At 67.6% G+C, this 22,660-nt stretch carries 19 protein-coding genes; 9 read left to right on the top strand and 10 right to left on the bottom strand.

Translation table 11 applies throughout. From position 1 onward, the window contains the following. Nucleotides 1-3 precede the first annotated feature (3 nt). The 5 genes from EV647_RS25935 to EV647_RS25915 form a co-directional block, all read right to left on the bottom strand. Nucleotides 4-2,013 carry an NPCBM/NEW2 domain-containing protein gene (locus EV647_RS25935; RefSeq protein WP_202876315.1) on the bottom strand — a complete coding sequence of 670 codons (2,010 nt, stop codon included), beginning with the start codon at nucleotides 2,011-2,013 and terminating at the stop codon, nucleotides 4-6. 106 nt (nucleotides 2,014-2,119) lie between these two features. Beyond that, nucleotides 2,120-4,105 carry an alpha-galactosidase gene (locus EV647_RS25930; RefSeq protein WP_134007154.1) on the bottom strand — a complete coding sequence of 662 codons (1,986 nt, stop codon included), beginning with the start codon at nucleotides 4,103-4,105 and terminating at the stop codon, nucleotides 2,120-2,122. Beyond that, complete coding sequence (locus EV647_RS25925; RefSeq protein WP_131285348.1) at nucleotides 4,102-4,917, bottom strand: carbohydrate ABC transporter permease; 816 nt, start codon at nucleotides 4,915-4,917, stop codon at nucleotides 4,102-4,104. The genes EV647_RS25930 and EV647_RS25925 overlap by 4 nt, the downstream gene beginning before the upstream one ends. After that, nucleotides 4,914-5,711 carry a carbohydrate ABC transporter permease gene (locus tag EV647_RS25920; RefSeq protein WP_238177391.1) on the bottom strand — a complete coding sequence of 266 codons (798 nt, stop codon included), beginning with the start codon at nucleotides 5,709-5,711 and terminating at the stop codon, nucleotides 4,914-4,916. Before EV647_RS25920 ends, EV647_RS25925 begins: the two co-directional genes overlap by 4 nt. Before the next feature lie 191 nt (nucleotides 5,712-5,902). After that, on the bottom strand, nucleotides 5,903-7,195 hold the full coding sequence (locus tag EV647_RS25915) for an ABC transporter substrate-binding protein (protein WP_202876313.1): 1,293 nt from the start codon (nucleotides 7,193-7,195) through the stop codon (nucleotides 5,903-5,905). Between the two features lie 217 nt (nucleotides 7,196-7,412). Here EV647_RS25915 and EV647_RS25910 point away from each other — a divergent pair, with 217 nt between their 5' ends. From EV647_RS25910 to EV647_RS25885, 6 genes are all read left to right on the top strand, one after another. Next, the gene (locus tag EV647_RS25910; protein WP_134007152.1) at nucleotides 7,413-8,135 is read left to right on the top strand and encodes an SDR family NAD(P)-dependent oxidoreductase; all 723 of its coding nucleotides are present in this window, start codon (nucleotides 7,413-7,415) and stop codon (nucleotides 8,133-8,135) included. A gap of 11 nt (nucleotides 8,136-8,146) precedes the next feature. Continuing rightward, nucleotides 8,147-8,872 carry a FadR/GntR family transcriptional regulator gene (locus EV647_RS25905; protein WP_238175542.1) on the top strand — a complete coding sequence of 242 codons (726 nt, stop codon included), beginning with the start codon at nucleotides 8,147-8,149 and terminating at the stop codon, nucleotides 8,870-8,872. Continuing rightward, complete coding sequence (gene dgoD / locus EV647_RS25900) at nucleotides 8,869-10,014, top strand: galactonate dehydratase (protein ID WP_134007148.1); 1,146 nt, start codon at nucleotides 8,869-8,871, stop codon at nucleotides 10,012-10,014. The genes EV647_RS25905 and dgoD overlap by 4 nt, the downstream gene beginning before the upstream one ends. Then, on the top strand, nucleotides 10,008-10,787 hold the full coding sequence (locus EV647_RS25895) for a hypothetical protein (RefSeq protein WP_134007146.1): 780 nt from the start codon (nucleotides 10,008-10,010) through the stop codon (nucleotides 10,785-10,787). Before dgoD ends, EV647_RS25895 begins: the two co-directional genes overlap by 7 nt. A gap of 126 nt (nucleotides 10,788-10,913) precedes the next feature. Continuing rightward, on the top strand, nucleotides 10,914-11,534 hold the full coding sequence (locus tag EV647_RS25890) for a bifunctional 4-hydroxy-2-oxoglutarate aldolase/2-dehydro-3-deoxy-phosphogluconate aldolase (protein WP_134007145.1): 621 nt from the start codon (nucleotides 10,914-10,916) through the stop codon (nucleotides 11,532-11,534). A gap of 251 nt (nucleotides 11,535-11,785) precedes the next feature. Further along, nucleotides 11,786-12,748, top strand: a complete 963-nt coding sequence (locus EV647_RS25885) for a sugar kinase (RefSeq protein WP_134007143.1) — start codon at nucleotides 11,786-11,788, stop codon at nucleotides 12,746-12,748. 288 nt (nucleotides 12,749-13,036) lie between these two features. On the opposite strand, the gene EV647_RS25880 is transcribed toward EV647_RS25885, so the two are convergent. Genes EV647_RS25880 through EV647_RS25870 form a run of 3 tightly spaced genes read right to left on the bottom strand, consistent with a single transcriptional unit; the run spans nucleotide 13,037 to nucleotide 14,561 of the window. Beyond that, on the bottom strand, nucleotides 13,037-13,657 hold the full coding sequence (locus tag EV647_RS25880; protein WP_134007141.1) for a dihydrofolate reductase family protein: 621 nt from the start codon (nucleotides 13,655-13,657) through the stop codon (nucleotides 13,037-13,039). Then, nucleotides 13,657-14,217 carry an SRPBCC family protein gene (locus tag EV647_RS25875; RefSeq protein ID WP_134007139.1) on the bottom strand — a complete coding sequence of 187 codons (561 nt, stop codon included), beginning with the start codon at nucleotides 14,215-14,217 and terminating at the stop codon, nucleotides 13,657-13,659. Before EV647_RS25875 ends, EV647_RS25880 begins: the two co-directional genes overlap by 1 nt. Further along, nucleotides 14,217-14,561: a metalloregulator ArsR/SmtB family transcription factor gene (locus EV647_RS25870; RefSeq protein WP_134007137.1), complete on the bottom strand. Its 345-nt coding sequence runs from the start codon at nucleotides 14,559-14,561 to the stop codon at nucleotides 14,217-14,219. Before EV647_RS25870 ends, EV647_RS25875 begins: the two co-directional genes overlap by 1 nt. 99 nt (nucleotides 14,562-14,660) lie before the next feature. Between EV647_RS25870 and EV647_RS25865 the strand changes: the two genes are divergently transcribed. Beyond that, entirely contained in the window at nucleotides 14,661-15,308 is a 648-nt protein-coding gene (locus EV647_RS25865; protein WP_134007135.1) for an MSMEG_1061 family FMN-dependent PPOX-type flavoprotein, read from the top strand. Between the two features lie 71 nt (nucleotides 15,309-15,379). Here the strand turns inward: EV647_RS25865 and EV647_RS25860 are convergent, their stop codons facing one another. Both EV647_RS25860 and EV647_RS25855 read right to left on the bottom strand, forming a co-directional pair. Continuing rightward, nucleotides 15,380-16,846 (bottom strand): ATP-binding protein, encoded by a 1,467-nt coding sequence (locus EV647_RS25860; RefSeq protein WP_134007133.1) that lies wholly within the window; start codon nucleotides 16,844-16,846, stop codon nucleotides 15,380-15,382. After that, nucleotides 16,846-18,507 (bottom strand): FAD-dependent oxidoreductase, encoded by a 1,662-nt coding sequence (locus tag EV647_RS25855; RefSeq protein WP_134007131.1) that lies wholly within the window; start codon nucleotides 18,505-18,507, stop codon nucleotides 16,846-16,848. The genes EV647_RS25860 and EV647_RS25855 overlap by 1 nt, the downstream gene beginning before the upstream one ends. Nucleotides 18,508-18,746: 239 nt before the next feature. On the opposite strand from EV647_RS25855, the gene EV647_RS25850 reads away from it, so the two are divergent. Together EV647_RS25850 and EV647_RS25845 are read left to right on the top strand one after the other, a co-directional pair. Next, entirely contained in the window at nucleotides 18,747-19,514 is a 768-nt protein-coding gene (locus EV647_RS25850; protein ID WP_238177409.1) for a class I SAM-dependent methyltransferase, read from the top strand. A gap of 143 nt (nucleotides 19,515-19,657) precedes the next feature. After that, complete coding sequence (locus EV647_RS25845) at nucleotides 19,658-22,648, top strand: S8 family peptidase (protein WP_202876312.1); 2,991 nt, start codon at nucleotides 19,658-19,660, stop codon at nucleotides 22,646-22,648. Nucleotides 22,649-22,660: the final 12 nt, after the last annotated feature.

Here is a 22,660-nt window from a genome sequence, read left to right as displayed (position 1 = left end):
CGGTCAGCAGGTTGCGGTGGGGGCCGCCCAGTCGGCACGGTCGTTGTAGCCGCCGTCGCCTGCGTCGCCGACCAGGAGGTCGAGGACCCGTACGCCGGTCAGGTCGACGTCGAACTGCTTCGGGGTGAAGCGGTCGACGGTGCCGCTGTCGAACAGGACCTTGCCGTCCCCGACGACCTGGAACGTCGACGTACCGCCGTCCGGACCGACATTGCCGACCACGTCATCGATGCCGACGGTTCCGGTCAGCCGCGAGCACGACTTGCCCAGGTAGTACCGGATCAGCGACGGCGACGCGACACCGAGGCCGGTGGAGTACGTCGTACCGGTGAGCTTGATCGGATTGCCGCCGCCGACGCTCTCGTCGATCGTCGGGGACATCCATCCGCTGGTCGCGGTGATCCACTGGTGATGCGACAACGGCACGGTCCCGCTCGGCGGAGCGGGCGCGACGACCACCGGCGACAGCACAGTCGTCCGCTTCTGCACGCCGTACCCGATCGTCTGGTACGTCGTGGTCGCGGTCAGGCTCGCGGTGCCGGGTGGTGCGCCGGCCGGGAGCGTGACGGTGAACGCGAGCGTCGCTTGGCTGCCACCTTCGATGAGAGCGGGCGCGTTCGACAACGGTTTCACGATCCACCCGGTACCACCCGCGATGGTCACGGCCGGTGTGAAGACCGGCATCAGGCCGTCGTTGCGGACGGCAACCTGCACCGTGAGTTCGTCGCCACCGGCGACCACCGGCGCGGCGCCTTCGGGCTGCGCGTCCGTGCCGACCTTCGTCACCTGCGGGATGCCCGCTGTCACATGCGGAGCTCCCGGGACGCCACGAGCCGGCGTCACGCGGAACAGCGCCGTACCGTGCGCCGGGACCGCCGCGCTGATCACGCCGCCGCTCTCGGTCACCTTGTTGCTCCACGCGTTCTTGAGTGTGAATCGGTCACCACTCAATCCGACCGCCGACGCCGTCGTCGTCAGGGTCTTCGCGCTGTCGCCCCTGTTGAGCAGCACGACCGCGCGGCTGCCGTCGGCGAGCCGCTTGACCCACGTCTCCGTCGTACCGGCCGCACCGACCCGAACAGCCTGTACGGCGGCCTTGTCCTGGTTGATCGCGAGTACGTCGGGATCGGTCAGCATCCCGATCGTGGTCGTGCTGAGCTTGCGGACGTCGCTGCCGATGACCAGCGGCGCGGCGGCCACCGCCCACAGCGTGAGCTGTGTACGGAACTCCTCGTCGCTCATCCCGAGCTCCGGTGCCAGGTAGTCCGGGTCACTGAACGCACCCGGCTTCACGACCTCCGGGTGCCGCGCGTTCGCGTCGTAGTTCCGCAGTACGTCCTTGAACTTGATGTCGCCCTGGAACCCGACGTCGGTGTACGTACGCCACGACTGCGCGATCCCCGGCGCGTACGTCCACGAGTTGATCGACTGCTGGGACTCCGGGTAGTTCCCCCAGTCCGGCGACGTCACCGGGTTGCACAGGTTGAAGATCATCGGCCGGTGGCTGGCGTTGTTGCGCAGCGCCTGGGCGAACTCGGTGTAGACCGTCTTCGGGTCCAGGTTCGCCGCGATCCCGCACAGGTAGTCGACCTTGACGGCGTCGAACCCCCACGCGGCGAACTGATCTGCGTCGCGCTGGTAGTACCCACCGCTGCCGAGGCCGCACTTGCCCGGGATGTACGGACCGGCGTCGGTGTAGATGCCCGCCTTCAGGCCCTTCCCGTGGATGTAGTCGACCAGCGGCTTCAGCCCGTTCGGGAACTTGGCCGGGTTGGGCACCAGGTCGCCGGCGTCGCTGCGGGACTGATCGGCCTGCCAGCCGCCGTCCAGCCAGACGATGTCGTAGCCGGCCTTCGCGAGGCCGCGGCTCACCAGGGAGTCCGCGACCGACTTGATCGTGTCCTCGGTGAAGTCGCCACCGAGTCCGTAGTACGTGTTCCAGCCCTGGTACGGCGTCGGGCTCAGGACCGGAGCTGTGGCCTGAGCCGCCGCAGCTCCGGTCGTGGTGGTCACGCCGGCTATCAGAGCCGCCGCGATCAACCCACCTAGAAGTCGCGTGAGAACCCCGCCAGAAGGTCTTTTCATGTTTTTCTTCCCTTGCTGCCGTTTGAGCGGACGGTCAGTCGAGCTGCTCGACGACCAGGCAGTGCGAGTCGGCGGGCCCGTCGAACGGGATCCCGACCTGCAGCAGGTAGCTGCCCGGGTAGGTCTCGTTGCCCACCCGGTAGTTCTTCGCCGGATCCACCCCGGCCAGCGGCACCTGCCGCGGCCGGGTCGGCAGCGTGCCGCGCATGTTGCCGTCGCCGGTCTCCCACAGGAACACCACGGACCGATCCGCGCCGACGTACTGCACGCCGGCCGACAGTCCGTAGACCTTGCTTTCGGCAATCAACTCCCGAAAGCCCTTGTACTGCTCGATATGGCGTGCTGCCGTCTTCAGCTGGTCGTCGGTCCAGCGCGAGAGATCCGCGCCGATCCCGAGCACGCCGGCCATCGCGACGTGGAACCGGAAGTCGAACGACCGCTCGCGACCGTCGTGCGTCCCCTCGGCATCGGTCACCCAGGAACTCATCAGGTGCGGCGCGAACCCGGTCCGGAAACCTTCCTGGATCCGCAGCCGGTCCAGCGGCGCCGTGTTGTCGCTCGGCCACAACGTGTCGACCCGCGAGGCCATCGCCAGATCGACGCGCGCCCCGCCACCCGCACAACCTTCGACGGAGACCTCCGGGTGCCGGTCCCTGAGCTTCTCGAGGATCCTGTACAGGTTGCCAACCACCCGACCATCGAGGTCCCGACGTTGGTCGCCACTGTCCAACCGCGGCCGATTGGCGTCCCACTTCAGGTACGAGATGTCGTACGTCGACAGCAGCCGGTCCAGCGTGCTCCAGATGAACTCCGCTACGTCGTCCCGGCTCAGATCGAGCAGGAGCTGGTTGCGGATCAGGATCGGATCGCGTCCCGGCGTACGAAGAATCCACTCCGGATGCTCTCTGGCCAGTTGCGATGTCGGGCTGACCGACTCGGGCTCGACCCACAGCCCGAAGTCGAGCCCGATTTCCTTCAATTGACCGATGAACGCGTCCAGTCCGCCCGGGAACTTGGCCGGATCGACCTCCCAGTCCCCCAGCCCGCCGGTGTCGTCAGAACGCCCGACGAACCATCCGTCGTCCACCACGAACGTCTCGACGCCGATTCCCGCCGCGCGCCGCGCCAGTTCGAGTTGATGGTCGGCGCGGATCTCGAACTCGGTCGCGAACCAGGAGTTGTACAGCACCTTCGGAACACGTTTTCTCGATGCGGCCCGCTCATAGTCATGGATAACTCGCGCCAACCCGTCGGTGCCCTCGGCACTGCACGCGCCGACGGCCTTCGGCGACACCCACGTCCCGCCCGGCTTCAGCGTGATCCCGAGACTCGACGACGTCCGGCCCGCCTGGATCCTCACCAGGCCGGTCGTGTCCACGTCCGCCGACATCTCCCACGACCCGGACCACGCAAGCTGTACGCCGTACGCCACGTCGTCATCGACTACCAGGTACGGCGAGTACGAATGCCCGGTGATGCCCTGCGCACTCCCGATCGTGAACCGTCCGCGCGGCAGGGTGACCGAAGCCTGCTGGAACTCACTGTTCCACTCGCCCCACAAGTACTTGACGGTGTTCCCACCAGGTACGACGAACCCAGCCGAGTCGTGCCGATGCAGCACGAGTTCATCAGGACCGTCGTTTCGCACGGCGACCCACCGCTCCACTACGTCCCCGACCATGCGGTAGTGCAGGACGATCCGCACCGCCCGCACCTCATCCACGAACTCGAGCTCGAGCCGCTGGGGCGGTTGGGTCGAGTTCGTCAGCGTCGGGCGGAGTTCGTCGGAGCCGCCGGGCCCGCTTACGACTAGGTCGACAGGTACGGTGTAGCGGATGCCGCGGACGGCGTACTCCAACGGCTCCACGTCCGCGCGCGGAACGAAATGCTCCGTCCCGGCAACAACAACTGGCGCGAGACCGTCATGCGGGCCCCAGGCAACCAACTGCGCCCACTGACCATGATCCGGTACGCCGACGACGTACGAGGTCGTCGTACCGCGTAAGGTCCACGTCCTCACTTGACCGCTCCGATCGCCAGCCCGCCGACGAAGTGCTTCTGGAACCGGAGGAACACCGCAACCGTCGGCACCGCGGCGATCACCGTGCCGGCCGCGATCACGTTCCACGACGACACGAACAGGCCCTGCAGACCGAGCAGCGCCGGCGTGACCGGCATCTTCTCGCCGGAGCGGATCACCGTGATCGACCACAGCAGGTCGTTGAAGATCCACGTGAACGACAGCGCCCCTAGCGCCGCTAGCGCCGGACGGGTCAGCGGCAGGATCACCGCAGAGTAGATCTTCCCCGGCCCGGCCCCGTCGATCGTCGCCGCCTCCTGGATCTCCCGCGGCAGATCCCGCATGAACCCGTGCAGCACGAACGTGTAGAACCCCAGCCCGAACCCGACGTGGACCGCGATGAGCGCGATCAGCGTGTCGTAGTACCCGATCAACTCCACGAACCGTGAGATCGGGATCAGCAGGATCTGCGGCGGCAACAGGTTCCCCATCAACATCAGCAACAGGATCGTCCGCCGGAACGGGATCGAGTACCGCGCGAGCCCGTACGCCGCGACCGACGCGAGCCCGAGACTCAGGAGCACGGCCGGGATCGTCACCAGCAGGCTGTTGATCAGCGCGCGGAACTCGTCCGCGTCCTCCCACGCCGACTTGTACGTCGAGAACGTGAACGAATGCGGCAGCGACCCCAGCCCGTTCGCGGCGACGTCGTCGAAGCTGCGGAACGAGATCACGATCACCCACAGGATCGGCGCCACCCACAGGAACGAGATCAGCCCCATCGCGACGTGGTAGCCGGTACGCCGTATCACGATTCCTCCCGGAAGGCGCGGATCAGGTAGCCGAGGATGACGGCCAGGGCGAGTACGAAGATCACCACGGCCAGCGCGGACGCGTACCCGAGCTGGGTGGACTGGAACGCGGTCGAGTACATGTACGTGCTGAGCAGCTCGGACGAGTGGTACGGCCCACCCTTCGTCATCGACCAGACGATGTCGAAGGACCGCAGCGAGTCGATGACGATCACCGACAGTACGACGGAGTTGACGCCCTTGAGCTGCGGGATGGTCACGTACCGCGTGCGTTGCCAGGCGGACGCGCCGTCGACCTTCGCGGCTTCGTAGAGCGCGGGGTCGACCGCCTTCAGGCCGGCCAGGTACAGCACCATCACGTACCCGATCTGGCGCCACAGGGCCGGCACGATCACGGCGTACAGCGCGGTGTCGGGGTCGGCGAGCCACGGGCGGATGAAGTTGCCCAGGCCGACGGTTCGGAACACCGTGTCGACAAGTCCATCCGGCTGGTAGAACACGCGCCAGATCAGTGCTGTGACGACCAACGAGAACACGACCGGGGTGAACAGGGCCGCCCGGTAGATCCCGACCCCGCGGCGCTCCCGCTGCAACAGGAGCGCCATCCCGAACCCGCCGACCACGCTCAGCCCACCGAACAGAACCAGCCAGATCGCGGTGTTCTTCAACGCGGTCCGGAAGATCGGATCCGACACCATGTCGGAAAAGTTCCCGAACCCGACGAAGCGAGGCGCCGACAACCCGTCCCAGCTGGTCAACGCCAACCAGAACCCCTGCAGAGCAGGCCAGAACACCCAAACAGCCTCAACAACAAACGGCACCAACACAAACGCAAGAATCAAAGGAGAAACCCGCCGCGGACCCGAGCGTTTCGTACGACGCGACGCACCCCCGCTCCCCTTCGCGCGACTTCCGCTCGCCCCACTCCCCCGCTCGTCCCGCCGCGAGCGCGACGAGCGGGTTTCCGCGGTTGACGATGACACGCTCACGCCTTGAAGACCTTTTCGGCGGCGGCCTGCCAGTCCTTCAGGATCTTGTCGATCTGGTCGGGCTTGTCGAGGAACTTGGTGAGGGCGGCGTCGGCGGTCGGCTGCAGGGCGTCGCTCGAGTCGCGGTTGAAGAACTGCGTGATCTCGGCGGCCCCCTCGATCATCGCCTTACCCTTCTGCACGAGCGGAGTGTCCGCGGACTTCCCGTCCGGGTTCGCCGGAATCGCCGTACCGGACGAGTTCTGCACGTAGATCTCCTGCGCCTCGGCCGTCGCCAGCCAGGTCAGGAACTTCTTCACCCCGTCCACGTCCTGCACCTTCTTCGAGGCGAAGTACCCGTCCGTCGGCGCCTCTTCGGCCACCGGTACGGCGGGATCGATGATCGGGAACTGGAAGAAGTCGATGTCGTCCAGCGCGTCCTTCGGCGCCGAGTCCGCGAAGAACGTCCCGATCAGGAACATCCCGGTCTTGCCCGCGAGCAGCGCCGACGTCGCCTCCTGGAACGGGAACGACTTGCCCTTCGGATCGAAGTACGGCAGCACCTCGCGCCACTTGGTGAAGACCGCCTTCACCTTCGGGTCCGTGAAGTTCCCCTGGCCGGCCAGCAACTGCCGGTGGAACGGAGCGCCGTTGATCCGGATGTTGAGGTAGTCGAACCACGCCGACGCGACCCACGGGGTGTCGCCGAGCCCGATCCCGATCGGCGGGATGCCCTTGCCCTGAATGGTCTTGCACACGGCGACGAACTCGGCCCAGGTCTTCGGCGGCGTAACGCCCCACTTGGCGAAGTTCGACTTCCGGTAGAACATGCCCCACCAGTAGTAGCTGGTCGGCACGAAGATCTTCTGCCCGGCGCTGCTCGTGGACAGCGTCTGCATCGCCTTCGAGTAGTTGCCCATCGAGTCCCAGACGCTCGAGACGTCGAGCAACAGGTCCTTCTTCGCGTACGAGTCCGCGACCGATCCGGCGTACCAGGTGTAGACGTCCGGCGGGTTCGCCGAGGTCAGGTACGTCGGGAGCTGGGTCCGGAAGATCTCCGACGCGACCGTGTTCAGCTTGACCTGGGAACCGCCGGTCTTGTTGTACGCGGCAACGAGTTTCTCCATCGCGGCCTTCGCCTGCTCGCTGGAGAGGTTCGACTGCAGCGCCAGCTGACCGGATGGCGCGCTGCCGCTGCCGGGACTCTTCGACGACGTCGCGCACCCGGGCACCAGGGTTGCTGCCCCGAGCAGTCCGAGTCCCTTGAGGAAAGTCCGCCGATCCGAACGAGGCACTGCCAGACCCGTCATGCACAACTCCTGAGATCTGCCCGCCGGCGATGCCAGCCGGGTGGGTGGTGTGTTCCGGACGATCTTGCGGCGGCCCGTCGCAGCTGTCAATATTAATTCGTAAATTACGAGCAAATCGCTTGACCGGGAGTGCCTTTCACGGTCAACTGATGGCTCGTTCATCGTTGGAAGCGGCCTGCCTCCGTGCTTGGGTAGGAGCAGATCGAAGGAGGCGCGGGTGCGGCTGGCAGGACGGGTGATCGTGGTGACCGGCGCTGCGTCGGGGATCGGCGCGGCCTGTGTCGAGCGGGCGCTGATCGAGGCTGCGCAGGTCGTGCAGGTGGACATCCACCCCTGCAAGAGCCAGCCAGGCAAGGCGATCAGCGTGGTCGGTGACGTCGCGTCGGCCGACACCTGGGCGGAGGTCCGGTCCCGCGGCCGTGACGAGCTCGGCCCGATCGACGGCCTGGTCAGCAACGCGGTCTTCGTCGACGTGAAGCCGGCGCACGAGCTGTCGCCACCATCCTGGCAACGCCAGCTCGACGTCAACCTGACCGCGTCCTTCCTCGGTTTCCAGGCGCTGCACGACGACCTCGTAGCGAACGCGGGCTCCGTCGTACTGGTCTCGTCGGTCCACGCCATCGCCGGGCTACCCGGCCATCCGGCGTACGCCGCGACCAAGGGCGCACTCGTCTCACTCGGACGGCAACTGGCGGTCGAGTACGGTCGCTCGATCCGGGTGAACACCGTGCTTCCGGGGCCGGTCGTGACGGCGATGTGGGACCGCGTCGATGACGAAGGACGCGAGCGCAGCGCCCAGGCGACGGCACTCAAGCGGCTCGGGCAACCGGACGAGGTGGCACAGGCGGTGGCGTTCCTGCTGTCACATGAGGCGTCGTTCATCACCGCGACCAGCCTGGTGGTCGACGGCGGATGGTCCGCCGTCAAGGACTCGGCGTGAGGGAGAGCAGGGTGACGGGGATTCAACGCGGGGTGTCACGGGGCCTGCACGGGCAGATCGTGGAGGAGATGGCGCAACGCATCCTGTCCGGGCAGATCGCGGAGGGCGCGACCATCAACGTCACCGAGCTGCAGTCCGACCTGGGCGTCAGCCTGACCGCCGTACGCGAGGCCTTGAAGGTGCTGACCGCGAAGGGCCTGGTCGACGCGCGGCAGAAACGCGGCACGTTCGTCCGGCCGCGCTCGGACTGGAACCTGCTCGACGCGGACATGATCCGCTGGCACTTCAGCGACGCGGACGCCCGGCCCGAGCTGCTCGAGGAACTGCACGAGGTCCGCGGGATCGTAGAGCCGGCCGCCGCCCGGTTGGCCGCGGTTCGATCCGACGATGCGGACCTCGCGGCACTCGACGAGGCGCTCGCAGCGATGGAATCCGCGGGTGACAACGTGGCGGCCGCGGCCGCCGACCTCGCGTTCCACCGTGCGCTGCTCGCGGCAACGGGCAACGAACTGCTGACGAAGATGGAAGTGATCATGGAAACCGGGCTCGCCGGCCGCGACCGGCTGGTGCACAAGGTGAAGCCGTCGGACGATCCGGTGCCGAGCCACCGGCGCGTCGTGGACGCGGTCCGTGCGCACGACCCCGAGGGAGCCGAACTCGCGATGCGGGATCTGCTCGCGAAGGCCGCCGAGGACCTCACCGAGGTCCGCGGATCGACCCGGCGGCGGCACCGGTGAAGATCGAGAGGATCGAGACGTTCCTGGTTCCGCCGCGCTGGTTGTTCTGCCGCATCGAGACGAGCGACGGTGTCGTCGGATGGGGGGAGCCGGTCGTCGAAGGGCGCGCCGAGGTCGTCCGGGCAGCGATCGACGTACTGTCGGAGTACTTGATCGGCCAGGATCCGCTGCAGATCGAGCGGCACTGGCAAGTGTTGACGAAGGGCGGCTTCTACCGGGGCGGGCCGGTGCTGAGCAGCGCGGTCGCCGGCCTCGATCATGCGCTGTGGGACATCGCCGGGAAGGTGTACGGCGCTCCGGTCGCCGCGCTCCTCGGCGGGCGGGTCCGGGACCGGGTCCGCGTGTACGCCTGGGTCGGCGGGGACGAGCCGTCCGCGATCGGTGAGTCCGTCGCGGAGCAGGTCGCGGCCGGGATGACGGCCGTGAAGATGAACGCCAGCGGACAGATCCAGGCCTCGCCGTCCGTGGCCGAGGTCAACGACATCGTCAACCGGCTCGCTGCCGCTCGCGCGGTCCTGGGGGATTCCCGGGACGTCGCGATCGACCTGCACGGACGGGTCGGCGTGGCCGCGGCGCGCCGCATCCTGCACGCGGTCGAGGACCTGCAGCCGATGTTCGTCGAGGAGCCGGTGCTGCCCGAGCAGATGGCACACCTGGCCGAGGTGGTCGCGACGTCGACGGTGCCGGTTGCGCTCGGCGAGCGGCTGTACCACCGGTCCGACTTCATGGCGCCTTTGAACGCGGGCGTGGCGGTCGTCCAGCCCGACGTCTCGCACGCCGGCGGGATCTCCGAACTACGACGCATCGCCGTACTCGCGGACGCTCACGGTGCAATGCTCGCGCCGCACTGCCCACTCGGGCCGATCTCGTTGGCGGCTTCGTTGCAGGTGTCGTTCGCGACGCCGAACTTCCTCATCCAGGAGCAGAGCCGGGGCATCCACTACAACGTGACGAGCGACCTCACGTCGTACGTCGTGGATCCCGCGCCGTTCGCCTGGGTCAACGGTCATGCCGAATGGAACCCCCTGCCCGGCCTGGGAATCACGGTCGACGAGGAGGCCGTCCGCGCCGCGGACCGAACCGGCCACGCCTGGCGCAACCCGGTCTGGACCCACGAAGATGGATCATTTGCCGAATGGTGACCATCGATCCAGCTGACGGCGGCCGCTGGACCTCTCTGCGGCTCGGTGGCCGCGAATGGCTCTGGGCCGGGCCCGGCCTGGTCACCGGTCCGCGCACCGGCCTCGCCACTTTCATCGACGCGGGCGGCGTCGACGAATGCTTCCCCACCGTCCGCGGGTTCCCTGACCACGGCGGTCTGTGGAATCAGCCGTGGGACGGGATGGTCACGTACAACAACGTGATCCTGACGCGGGCGTTCAATGCCGGCACCGACACTGTCAGCGTCGACTACCACCTGCAGGCTCCGGCCGGCTACCGCTTCATCTGGGCCGCCCACGCGCTCCTCGACTGCGTACCCGGCGCAACCATCTCCGCTCAACCCGGCACCGAATGCCGCCTGTATCCCGAGGCGGCGCCGTGGTTGCCGTGGACATGGCCAGGCGACGCCCACTGGGTGACCGCCATCTGGCCGACCCCTCTCGAGCTCGGAACCTTCGGCCCGACGGACGGGACGGCGGCCGGTGCGGTTCTGCTGGACTGCCCGACGGTTTCGGTCCGTGATCGCGGCGCCGAGCTCACGATGACCTTGAGTTGCCCGGGGCAACCAGTCTCCACCGCGTTGTGGCGAAACCAGGGCGGCTTCCCGGACGATGCGCCGTACCGGAGTCTCGGGGTCGAGCCGATGCTCGGCCGCGTGTTCGACCTGGCCACCGCCGGTCCGGGCGACGCCGCGGTAGTGCCGGAGAGCGGTGAACTGACCTGGCGGTTGACGCTGTCCGCCAGGCCAGTGTGATGTCACCCGAGCGGCAGATCGAGTACGGCGTCACGCACCGACGTGCTGTTCGCGGTGCGAATTCGGTGTCCACGCCAGAGCTCATGGGATGTCCTATGTCTTCCTACATCACATAGGTTGGGGATTATGGATCTGCTTGCCGAACTCCGGAGCCGGAAACTGCTCGCGATCGTCCGTGCCGACGGGGCGGACACCGCCTTCGCCTGCATCCAGACCCTCGTCGAGGCCGGCATCACGGCCCTCGAGGTCTCGCTCACCACGCCCGGCGGCGTCGAGGCGATCGCCAAGGCACGCGCGCAGTACGACCCGAGCATCCTGATCGGCGCCGGCACCGTCATCACCGCGCTTCAGGCCGACGAGGTGGCCGCCGCGAACGCCGACTTCACCGTCACCCCTGCGATCACCCGTGGCGCCTACCGTTCGGTCGAGCTCGGTCTGCCGCTGTTGTGCGGCGCGCTCACGCCCACCGAAGTCGTGGCCGCCCTGGATCTCGGCGCCACCGCCGTCAAGATCTTCCCCGCCAAGCTCCACGGCCCCGGCTACCTCTCCGAACTTCGCGCGCCGCTCCCCGATGCCCCGCTCATCGCGGTCGGCGGCATCGACGCGGTGTCCGCCCCGAAGTACCTCGCCGCCGGAGCCCTCGCGGTCGGCGTCGGCTCCCCCCTCCTCGGCGACGCCGGCACCGGCGGCTCCCTCTCCGAGCTGGCCATCCGAGCAAGCACGTTCCGCACAGCCCTCAACATCTGACACCATGCGCCCGCTCCCTCCGCATTTGCCTGGCCCACCAGGCAATTTGGCTGGTCAACCAGGCAATTTGGCTGGTCAACCAGGCAATTTGGCTGGTCAACCAGTCGAGTCGGGGGTTACCCACCCTCCATGACGGTCAGGAACCCCCCATTTGGTGGGTGGACCAGGCAAATGGGCGCGGGAGGCCGGCGCGGGCGGCGGGGCGGTCCGACGGGTCGCCCTCGTTCTCGGAGTACTGAAGGAGTACTGACATGACGGATCTGCTGACGCTGGGCGAGACGATGGTCTCGGTGCGGACTGCTCGCCCGATGCGGCTCGGCGGGGACGCGCAGCTCTCGATCGCCGGCTCCGAGAGCAACGTCGCGATCGGTGTCGCCCGGCTCGGGCACGACGTCACCTGGCTGAGTGCCTTGGGCAACGACGAACCGGGCCGGCTGATCGAACGCACCCTCCGCGCCGAGAACGTCCGCACCCGGATCCGGTTCTCGGACGACGCGTTCACCGGGTTCATCGCGTTCGACCAGCCGTCGCACGACATCACCCGCGTGAGCTACCACCGCCGCAGTTCGGCCGCTTCCACCCTCACACCGGACGAGACCACAGCTGCTGTGACGACCACGGCCCCGACGCTGCTCCACGTCACCGGCATCACTCCAGCACTCTCCGACACAGCACGTGCCGCAACGCTGGCCGCCATACGCACGGCCTCCGCGGCCGGCACCCGAGTCTCACTCGACGTGAACTACCGCGCCCGCCTCTGGACCCGCCCCGAGGCAGCCACCGCACTGCGCGAGCTCCTGCCCCACGTCCACACGGTCTTCGCGTCCGACGACGAACTCGACCTCCTCACCGACGCTGAAGATCCGGTCGCCGATCTGCTCCGGTCCGTCGACACCGTCGTCGTGACGGCCGGAGGGAAGGGCGCTTGGTCCCACACCAAGGGCGCCGAATCCATCGACGCGCCCGCGCCTGAGGTGCACACCATCCACAGCCCTGCCCTCCCGGTCACGGTCGTCGACAGCATCGGTGCCGGCGACGCGTTCGTCTCCGGCTACCTCTCCGCCACCCTCGACAACCTCACCCCCGACGCCCGCCTGACGCGCGCCACAACCTCAGGCGCCTTCTGCGTAACGGCGTACGGCGACTGGGAATCCCTCCCCACCCGCCAAGACCTAACCCTCCTGACCCACACCCAAGGCACCGCCCTCCGCTAACCCCACCTCTCACCCACCCAGGCTGTTCCCCACCGCCCCGCCCAACCAGCAGGCTGCGCCACCACCACCAAGCCCGACCAACGGGCTGCGCCACCACCACCAAGCCCGACCAACGGGCTGCGCCACCACCACCAAGCCCGACCAACGGGCTGCGCCACCACCACCCACGGCCCCGCCCGACTGGTGGCTGTTTCCCGCCGGTTCGTCGAGTGGCGGGTTGTTTCATGGCTGGCTCGCTGTAACCCGTCAGCGGTCACATAGCCCGTCACCCCGATCTGCTCGGTTCGCCTAGCGTTGCCGGACGGAGTAGGTCAGGTGGGTCACCTTCGGGGAGTGTTCCGCGTTGATCTGGTCGAGGGCGACGCGGCTCGCGTCGATGCCCTCGAAGAGGCGGATTCCGGAGCCGAACAGCACCGGCGACAACGCGATCGAGAACTCGTCGATCAGCCCGGCGTTCAGGTACTCCAGGATCGTCGCACCGCCACCCGCGATGCGCACGTCGCGATCGCCCGCGGCCTCGCGCGCCTGCTCGAGCGCGACCTCGATGCCATCGTTGACGAAGTAGAACGTCGTCCCACCCGGCCGCTCCCACGGGTCACGCTTCTCGTGCGTCACCACGAAGACCGGCGTATGGAACGGCGCCTCCTCCGGCCACATCCGCTCGCCGGCATCGAACATGCGCTTACCCATCACGCTCACGCCGGTGCGCTCGTACGTCTCCCGCGCGATGTCGTTGTCGCGCCCCTCCTCGCCGCCCTTTCCGAGCTTCAGGTTCTCCCGGAAGAACCGCAGCGGAAAGACCCACCGCTGCAGCTCCATCCACTGCTTCCCCATCAATTCCTCGGGCGAGTCGGGCGCGATGAACCCGTCCAGCGACATCGACACCCCGAAGAACACCTTCCCGGCCATCAGCCCTCCACTCCCAAGCGAGAGCTGACGTACGTCGCCAGCTTGCTCAGCGTCTGCCGGCCGCCCTCGATCGCGCCGTACTTCTCCACCGCCTCGTCGCGCAGTTCCTTGGTACGGAACACCGTGCGCATCTCGATCCGCGTCGCCGCACCGTCGAGCACGAACGTCAGCACCGACTCGAACGGGTTCGGGTCATCACGGGATTCACCGTGCAGCAACGCGATCCGCTCCGGAGCGACGATCTCGGTCCAGGTGATCCACTCGGCGTAGTCCGTCCCGTCCGGCCCGTGCATCACGAAGTCCCACACCCCACCGACGCGGAACTCGAACGCCCGCGTGGTCGTGGTGAACCCCTCGGGTCCCCACCACCGCGACAGGTGCCGAACCTCGGTGAACGCCTCGAACACCAACTCCCGTGGAGCCTCGATGACCCGCGAGATGACGATCTCCCGCTCGGCCGTCGAGGACCGCACCGGCACCCCCTGCCCCGTCGCGGACTGCGTCGGCGCACCTTGCCCTGTGGCGGACTGGGTCGACGCTCCTTGTCCCGTTGCGCTCATCAGTTTTCCTCCAGCCGCGTCTGCTTCAAGTCCTGCACGTATGCGTCCAACCGGTCGAAGCTCTCGTTCCAGAACCGCTCGAACCCGCCGGCCCACTCGTGAACCGGTCGCAGCCCCCGGGCATCCAGCCCGTACAGCCGCTGCTTGCCTGCCTTGCGGTCCCGCACCAGCCCCACCTCCCGCAGCACCCGCAGGTGTTTGGACGCCCCCGGCTGAGTCATCCCCAACTCCTGGGCCAACTCGGTCACCGGCCGTTCGCCCGCCCGCAGCAACACCAGGATCTCCCGGCGCTGCGGCTCGGCGATCGCGTTGAAGACGTCCGAAGTCGTCGCTGCTCGTGCCATGCCCGCAATCATATGCCGATATCGGAATGCGTCAAGCTGTGTCACGCCGGACCTGGCTGGCTCGTCCTAGATCGGGAGGTCGGACGAGGAGGATCTGTGATGGGTCGGTGGGATGAACTACCCGTCGTGCGGAGTGTGGCAGAGCTCGAGCATTTCGGTACGCCGGAGCCGATCAACCGCGACAAGGTCGAGGCACGACTGGACGACGTACACGCCGAATGGATCGGAGGCTCACCACTCGTCTTCGTCGGTACGTCGTCCGCCAACGGCCACTGCGATGTCTCGCCGAAGGGCGACCCACCCGGTTTCGTGAAGGTGCTGGACGAGGTCACGCTCGCGATTCCGGAACGTTCCGGAAACCGCCGGATGGACGGATTCCGCAACCTCCTCGAGAACCCGTACGCCGGACTGGTCTTCGTCGTCCCCGGTCGCCCCGAGACGCTCCGGGTGAACGGCCGCGCGAGGATCGTCACGGACGGCCCGTTCTTCGACGAGATGATCGTCCGCTCGCACCGCCCGCGGCTGGCGCTCGTCGTCGACGTCGAGGAGGCGTTCTTCCACTGCCCGAAGGCGTTCGCGCGATCCAGCACCTGGAAACCCGAGACCTGGAACCCGACAGCGATCCGCCCGTACGCCGAGATTGCCCGAGCACTGTGGCGACAAGGTGAGTCGCTGGAGTCGATCGAGGCCCGGAACCGCCCCGAGGTGCTCGACGCCCAACTCTACCCGGGGCCTGCCGTGGACTAGGAGGCGTTGTATTACCAAGTCCCCGGACATCTGGACCCGGCAGTCGTCGCCGCCGTCGTCAACTGGTTGCCTTAAGCAAGCAGCGCCGGGTCGGACTCCAGTTCGCGTTCGGGATCCAGGGGCAGGACGATCTTGAAGACCGTGCGGCCCGGCTCGGACTCGACGCGCAGGTCGCCGTGGTGCTTCTTCACCACGATGCGCCACGAGATGTCGAGGCCCAGGCCGGTGCCTTCGCCGATCGGCTTGGTGGTGAAGAACGGCTCGAAGATGCGGCGCCGGATCTCGTCGGGGATGCCCGGTCCGGTGTCGCCGATCTCGACGACCGCGTAGCCGCCGTCGCGACGGGTGCGGAGCGTCAGTGTTCCGGATCCGCCCATCGCGCTCACCGCGTTGTCGATGATGTTCGTCCACACCTGGTTGAGCTCCGCGGCGTACGCCGGGATCGCGGGCAGCTCGGGATCGAAGTCCTTGACGACCTCGTACCCCTGCAGCTTCCCCGACATCATCACGAGCGTCGACTTCAGCAGCTCCCGCAGATCAACGGTCTGGTACGGCGCCCGATCGATCTGCGAGTACTGCTTGGCGGCGCCGACAAGAGTCGAGATCCGGGTCACGGAGTCGTCGATCTCGTTCATCAGCGACTCGGTGTCGATGGTGTACATCAACCACCGCACCGCGCCCTCGAGGTACTTCGGCCCGACCGCCGCCAGCACGTTCTCCATCCAGGGCACGTCCAGGCCCGCGGCCGCGAGCACTGGCGCCACGTCCCAGCTCGCCTGGACGTCGTGGTCGTCGAGCCAGTCCGTCAGCGTGTCCTCGCGGTCGGACAACTCCATCGGCGGGACATCCTTGTCCTTGTTCTTCTCCAGCCGCTCGACCGCGTCGTCCTGCAACGCGACGATCTGGTGCAGCTTGGTCGCGTCGAGGGTGCCGTCGGCGAGCATCGCCAGCTTCGACCGCATCCCGGACACTCGCTGCCGCAGGGTCGCCGCGGCCCGGACCGCCGCCGCGGCCGGGTTGTTCAACTCGTGGGTCAGACCCGCGGACAAGGAGCCGAGGGCAAGCAACCGCTCGCGCTCCCCCAGCGTCTCGTTGGTCCGCCGCATGCCCATCACGAAACCCTCGATCAGGTGCACCGCCATCGGGAACCAGGTGTTCATCATCGTCGCCATCGTCTCGGCGCTGACGACGAAGAACTCCGACGGCTTCGTGACCTGCATGGTCGCCGTGTACGCCTTCGTCTCGGCGGCACCGAAGAACGCGTTGAACGCACCGGCGTACACCCCGCGCTGGCTGGTCCGGTTGATCTCCACCAGCTCACCGTGCGACAGCTTGCAGAGCCGGAGCTCGCCGGAGAGCAGGACGTAGCAGCAGGTCGCCTCGTCGCCCTCGTTGAAGACGGTCCCGCCGTGCACTTCCTCGACGTACCCGGCGTTCGACAGCCACTCGAGCTGCTCCTCGGTGAGGCTCTCGAAGAGGAACAGCGTGCGCAACTCGTCGGGGGTCAGCCGCCGCGGTGCCACAGCTTGGTCAGTCATCAGAGCATCTCCAGGTATCGGTGCACCAGTGTCACGGCCATCGCTCCGTCGCCGACCGCGGAGGCGACCCGCTTCACCGACTCGGCCCGTACGTCGCCGGCGGCGAACACGCCCGGCATGCTCGTCTCCAGGTGGTACGGCTCCCGGTCCAGCGGCCAGCCCGGCGGTCTGCCGTGCAGGTCGGGTCCGGTGAGCACGAAGTCTCGGTCGTCGCGGAGCACGTCACCGGGCAGCCAGTCCGTCCGCGGAGCCGCGCCGATGAACACGAACATCCATTCCGTGTCCACCTCACGCTTCTCCCCGGTCTCGCTGTTCAGCAAGGTGAGGTGTTCCAGGTGCTCCGAGCCGATACAGGAAACGACCTGCGTGCAGGTGTGCACCTCGATGTTGTCGATCCCGTCGATCTGGTCGATCAGGTACGACGACATCGTCGCGGTGAGCGATGGTCCTCTCACCAGCATATGCACGCGTTTCGCATGCCTCGAGAAATAGACCGCCGCCTGACCGGCCGAGTTCGCCCCGCCGATGATGTAAACCTCGGCGCCGGCGCACGCCGGCCCCTCGGTGGTGGCCGAGCCGTAGTAGATGCCACGGCCGCACAGATCGTCGACACCGGGAGCTTGCAGCGTCCGGTACGAGACCCCGGTCGCCAGGATCACCGAGTGCGCCGAGATCTCGCTGCCGTCGGCGAACACCAGCCGCCGCGCGTTGCCGAGCGTCTCGAGGCCGACGACCTGGCGAGTCGTCAGCAGCTCGGCCCCGAACCGGACCGCCTGCCGCCGGGCTCGGTCAGTCAGCTGCGCGCCCGACACCCCGTCCGGGAAGCCCAGGTAGTTCTCGATCCGGCTCGACTGCCCAGCCTGACCGCCGGTCGCCAACTGCTCGACCAGCACGGTCCGCAGGCCCTCGCTGGCGCCGTACACCGCCGCACCGAGCCCAGCCGGGCCCCCGCCGACCACGACCAGGTCGTAGAAGTCCTTCGCCGGCGCCGTGGACAGGCCGACCTTCTGCGCCAGCTCGGCCTCGGACGGGGCGACCATCACTGTGGCGTCGGGCGTGATCACGACCGGCAGCGTCGTACCGTCCACGTCGGCGGCGTCCAGGAGCCGCTTGGCCTCGTCGTCGTCGACATTCAGCCAGCGGTACGGCACCGCGTTGCGGGCGAGGAAGTCGCGGGCCGCGAACGACGGCGCCGACCAGCGGTGACCGATCACCCGGGTCTCGTCGCCGGACGGCTCGGGGGTCGACCGCCACAGGTCGAGCATCGCGTCGACCACCGGATACAGCTTCTCCTCCGGCGGGTTCCACGGCTTCAGCAGGTAGTGGTCGAGGTCGACGACGTTGATCGCCTGGATCGCGGCGTCGGTGTCGGCGTACGCCGTCAGCAGCACCCGGCGGGCCAGCGGGAACAGGTCCATCGCGGCCTCGAGGAACTCGATGCCGGACATCTGGGGCATCCGGTAGTCGGCCAGCAGCAGCGCGACCGGTTCACCACGGAGCTTCAGCTCCTTCAGCGCGTCGAGCGCCTGCACCGGGTTCTCCGCCCGGACGATGCGGTTCTCCTCGCCGTACCGACGGCGGAGGTCACGGGCGATCGATCGGGAAACGCCGGGATCGTCGTCGACGGTGAGGATCACCGAGCGGGTCGTTGACGCTGTCATGCCTCCTTCATACCAGCGGATGCCTACAAACAGGGATCGGTAATCCACAGGCTCCGGCCCGGCTCGCGGGGGCGGCGCGAGCCGGGCAGGCCAGGAAAGGAGTCAAGGTACGGCGCGTGGCTGTCCAGCAACTCCCGGTTCGTTTAGTAGAGATGCTCCATAATCACCGGTCAATGCGTCGGCGACGGCGGATACCCGACGCTGTCGGGAACCCGGCCTAGGGTGGTCGCGTGACGGAGATGGACTGGGGCAAGGGCACCTACGAACCGACCGCCGCGGATCTGCTGCCCGCAGCTCGGGAGCTGGTGACGGCAGCGAACATCCAGCCCGGTGAACATGTGGTCGATGTCGGTGCGGGCACCGGCAACGTCGCCTTGCTCGCGGCCGACCTCGGGGCCCGCGTGACCGCGGTCGAGCCGGCCGCCCGTCTCCGTGAAGTGATCGCGGAGACCGCCCTCGACCGCGACCTCACCGTCGTCGACGGAAAGGCCGCGTCGATCCCGCTGCCGGACTCCTCCGCCGACGTGATCCTGTCCAACTTCGCCGTCATCTTCGCGGCCGACCCGACCGCCGCCTTCACCGAACTCGCCCGCGTCGCGAAGCCGACCGGCCGCATCCTGCTGACCACCTGGCAACCGGGCGTCCTCAGCAAGCTCGTCGGCGTCCTCATCGCTGCGCTTCGCGAAGTCACCGGCGGCGTCGACATGGGCACCCCGTTCAACTGGCACGACCCGAACGCCCTGTCCGAACTGCTCGCCCCTCACGGCTTCACTGTCTCCGGCAGAACCCTCGACCTCGACATCGTGACTGCCTCCGCCACCGAGTACTGGGACACCCGTATCGCCACCCATCCCCTCGGCATCGAAACCCTCCCCATCCTCGAGAAGGCAGGCCGCCTCGAAGAGGTCCGCAACCGCGTCCTGGGCATGATCGACGAGGGCTGGACCACGTCAACCGGCCAGGTACGCCTGAAGGCGCAGTACCTTCTGGCAACGGCGGTGCGCTGACTGGCAGGTTTTCGCCAGCGGCTAGTTGAAGCCAAAACCGTGTGGTCGGAGCGGTGGATTGGCAGGCTCTTCGGCGTCCGAGCTCGGGGGCGGGCGGCCGGGGCTACAGCCACGGCCAGGACTACATGCCGTGGAGGCATCACGTGAACCATCCGAACCTGCGTCGGCGCGCCGCACTGCTTGCAGGGGCCGCGCTGATCACCACCGCCTTGGTGGCTCCACCGGGCTCCGCTGCACCAGGCACCGATGCGCCGTCCAGCAGCCGTTTCACCTTCGCGCCTGGGCGGTACGTCGTAACACTGGCCGACAAGCCGCTCGCGACGTACCAGGGTGGCGTGACCGGGCTCAAGGCCACCAAGCCGGCAGCTGGTCGCAAGGTCGACGTCAACAGCACCAGCGGGAAGGCGTACCGCGCCTATCTGACCGGCAAGCACGCAGAGGTTGCTGCGAAGGTCGGAGCACACGTCGACCAGGACTACTCGACCACACTGAACGGTTTCGCCGCTTCGCTGACCTCGAAGCAGGTCAACGAGCTCACCAAGGCACCTGGTGTGATGGCCGTCGTACCGGACCAGCTGCACGTCGCCCTGGACGACCGCAACCCGACCGACTTCCTGAAGCTGTCCGGCCAGACCGGCGTATGGAACAAGCTCGGCGGTACGGCGACCGCGGGTCAGGGTGTCGTCGTAGGTGTGGTCGACACCGGCATCTGGCCCGAGAGCGCGTCGCTGTCCGGCCCCAAGCTCGGTACCGAGCCGCCGACGGCTGCGGACCCGTACCGTCCTTACCTCTCTGGCTCGACGACTCTGATGCACAAGGCCGACGGCAGCACGTTCACCGGCAGCTGCGAGGCCGGCCAGGACTTCACCGCCGACCTGTGCAACACCAAGCTCATCAGTGCGAAGTACTTCGGTGACGGGTGGCTCAGCCTGGTCCCGCCGGAGCGCCGTGCCGACTACGAGTCGCCGCGCGACGGTGAGGGCCACGGGACGCACACCGCTACCACCGCGGCAGGTCGTGCGGACGTGGACGTCGTACTGGGCGGCCGCGATCTCGGTACGGTCACTGGTGTCGCACCGGCCGCCAAGATCGCTGTTTACAAGGCACTCTGGTCCGGCAAGACGACCCAGGACTCAGGTGGATTCACGTCCGACATCGTCGCTGCAATCGACCAGGCCGTCGCGGACGGCGTCGACGTCATCAACTACTCGGTCGGCTCGACCTTCGAGTCCCCGGCCACGGACCCGATCCAGCTGGCGTTCCTGTCCGCTGCGTCGGCTGGTGTCTTCGTCTCCGCAGCCGGTGGCAACTCCGGCCCGGACGCGTCGACGCTCGACAACACCTCCCCTTGGGTGACCACGGTTGGAGCGACCACCGTCGCGCCGTGGAACGGGACAGTCGTGCTGGGCAACGGCCAGAAGTACTCCGGTGTGAGCACGACGGTCACGTCGCCGACGGGCAGCAAGCCGCTCGTCAACGGAGCTGCGGTCAAGAAGGACGGCGTGAGCGACGAAGACGCACTCATCTGTCTCGCGAACACCCTCGACCCGGCCAAGACGGCAGGAAAGATCGTCGCGTGCGACCGCGGTATCAGTGCCCGCGTGGACAAGTCCGCCGAGGTCCAGCGCGCCGGTGGGGTCGGAATGGTGCTGCTGAACCTCTTCGACCAGGACGTGGTCGGCGACTCCCACGTCGTACCCACTGTGCACCTGAACGCCCCGGGCTCGCTGTCGGTGAAGTCCTACGCGATGCAGGCAGACGCGACCGCTGAACTGGTACCGGGCAACCAGACGAGCACTACTACGCCGTACCCGCAGATGGCCGACTTCTCGTCGCGTGGACCGTCTCTGTCAAGCAACGGCAACCTGCTGAAGCCTGACCTCGCAGCACCGGGCGTCAACGTGCTGGCCGCCGTCGCGCCACCTACCAACGGCGGACAGAACTACGCGTTCCTCTCGGGTACGTCGATGGCTGCACCGCACGTGGCGGGTCTGGCAGCTCTGTACCTGTCGAAGCACCCGGACTGGTCGCCCATGGCGGTCAAGTCGGCGCTGATGACGACTGCCGGCAACGTGCTGACCTCTACTGGAGCCGTCAACACCAACCCGTTCGACGCCGGCGCCGGTGAGGTGCAGCCGTCGAAGATGCTGGACCCGGGCCTCGTCTACGACTCGAGCGACACGGACTGGCTGGGCTACTTGGAGGGCACTGGCGTCAAGACCGGTACCGGCGTACCGGCCATCAACCCGAGTGACTACAACGCTCCGTCGATCGCGGTCGGCCGGTTGCTGGGCACGCAGACGATCACCCGGCGAGTGACCGCTGTGACTCCGGGCCTGTACCGAGCGACTGCTTCGGTGCCGGGCATGAAGGCCGTGGTCACGCCGTCAATCCTGCACTTCAGCAAGGCCGGTGAGACGAAGACCTTCACAGTGAAGCTCACTCTCGACACGGCTGACTCCGGCACCACCACCAACGGCTGGCTGACCTGGCAGGGCGCCGACAAGGCAGTCCGTAGCCCGATCGTCGTCGTACCGACGTCAGCGCTCGCTCCGACTGCAGTAACCGGCACCGGCGCTTCCGGCTCCACGTCGTTCACAGCAACTGTCGGCAAGGCTGGTGTGCCGATCCGGTCGTACGGCGTGGTGTCGGCACCTCTCGTTCCTGGCGCGGTGCCTGCTGGCGCGGCGGATGCCGACCTTCCCGACTACCCGGTGACAGCGACGTCCCAGACCAAGGCAGTGCAGTGGAACATCAAGACCGTGGACCCGGCCGGCAGCATCTGGCTGGTCCTGTACAAGGTCGTGAACGGTCAGATGCAGTTCCTGTCGTTCGTCGGTGACGGATCGAACCAGGCGTCCGCCAGCGTGCCCGCGCCCACTCCTGGCGTGTGGGGTGTTCTGGCGATCACCCTGTCCAACCCGCCGGGTGCGAGCACGACGGAGTACACGATGCAGACGAACGTCGTGACCTCCTCGACCGGCAGCTCGCTCAAGGTCACGCCGTCGGTGGCACCGGCCGCGTTCAAGCCGTTCCAGGTGACGGCCTCGTGGTCCGGCATCCCGACCGACAAGCGCTCCACCGGCTTCGTCGAGTTCCCGAACCGGGCCGGGACGGTGGTGACGATCAACTAGGCCCTGTCTGGT

The organism is Kribbella sp. VKM Ac-2566 (assembly GCF_004366005.1).
GTDB lineage: Bacteria > Actinomycetota > Actinomycetes > Propionibacteriales > Kribbellaceae > Kribbella > Kribbella pratensis.
Note: the sequence above shows the minus strand (reverse complement) of the source record. Positions and strands in the feature narration are given on the sequence as shown.

Excerpts from the sequence above, each read along its gene's own strand:
- EV647_RS25885 (WP_134007143.1), top strand. The coding sequence starts at position 11,786 with ATGACGGATCTGCTGACGCTGGGCGAGACGATGGTCTCGGTGCGGACT.
- EV647_RS25895 (WP_134007146.1), top strand. The coding sequence starts at position 10,008 with ATGGTGACCATCGATCCAGCTGACGGCGGCCGCTGGACCTCTCTGCGG.
- EV647_RS25880 (WP_134007141.1), bottom strand. The coding sequence starts at position 13,657 with ATGGCCGGGAAGGTGTTCTTCGGGGTGTCGATGTCGCTGGACGGGTTC.
- EV647_RS25870 (WP_134007137.1), bottom strand. The coding sequence starts at position 14,561 with ATGGCACGAGCAGCGACGACTTCGGACGTCTTCAACGCGATCGCCGAG.
- EV647_RS25875 (WP_134007139.1), bottom strand. The coding sequence starts at position 14,217 with ATGAGCGCAACGGGACAAGGAGCGTCGACCCAGTCCGCCACAGGGCAA.
- EV647_RS25865 (WP_134007135.1), top strand. The coding sequence starts at position 14,661 with ATGGGTCGGTGGGATGAACTACCCGTCGTGCGGAGTGTGGCAGAGCTC.
- EV647_RS25850 (WP_238177409.1), top strand. The coding sequence starts at position 18,747 with ATGGACTGGGGCAAGGGCACCTACGAACCGACCGCCGCGGATCTGCTG.
- EV647_RS25890 (WP_134007145.1), top strand. The coding sequence starts at position 10,914 with ATGGATCTGCTTGCCGAACTCCGGAGCCGGAAACTGCTCGCGATCGTC.
- EV647_RS25860 (WP_134007133.1), bottom strand. The coding sequence starts at position 16,846 with ATGACTGACCAAGCTGTGGCACCGCGGCGGCTGACCCCCGACGAGTTG.
- EV647_RS25855 (WP_134007131.1), bottom strand. The coding sequence starts at position 18,507 with ATGACAGCGTCAACGACCCGCTCGGTGATCCTCACCGTCGACGACGAT.
- EV647_RS25915 (WP_202876313.1), bottom strand. The coding sequence starts at position 7,195 with ATGACGGGTCTGGCAGTGCCTCGTTCGGATCGGCGGACTTTCCTCAAG.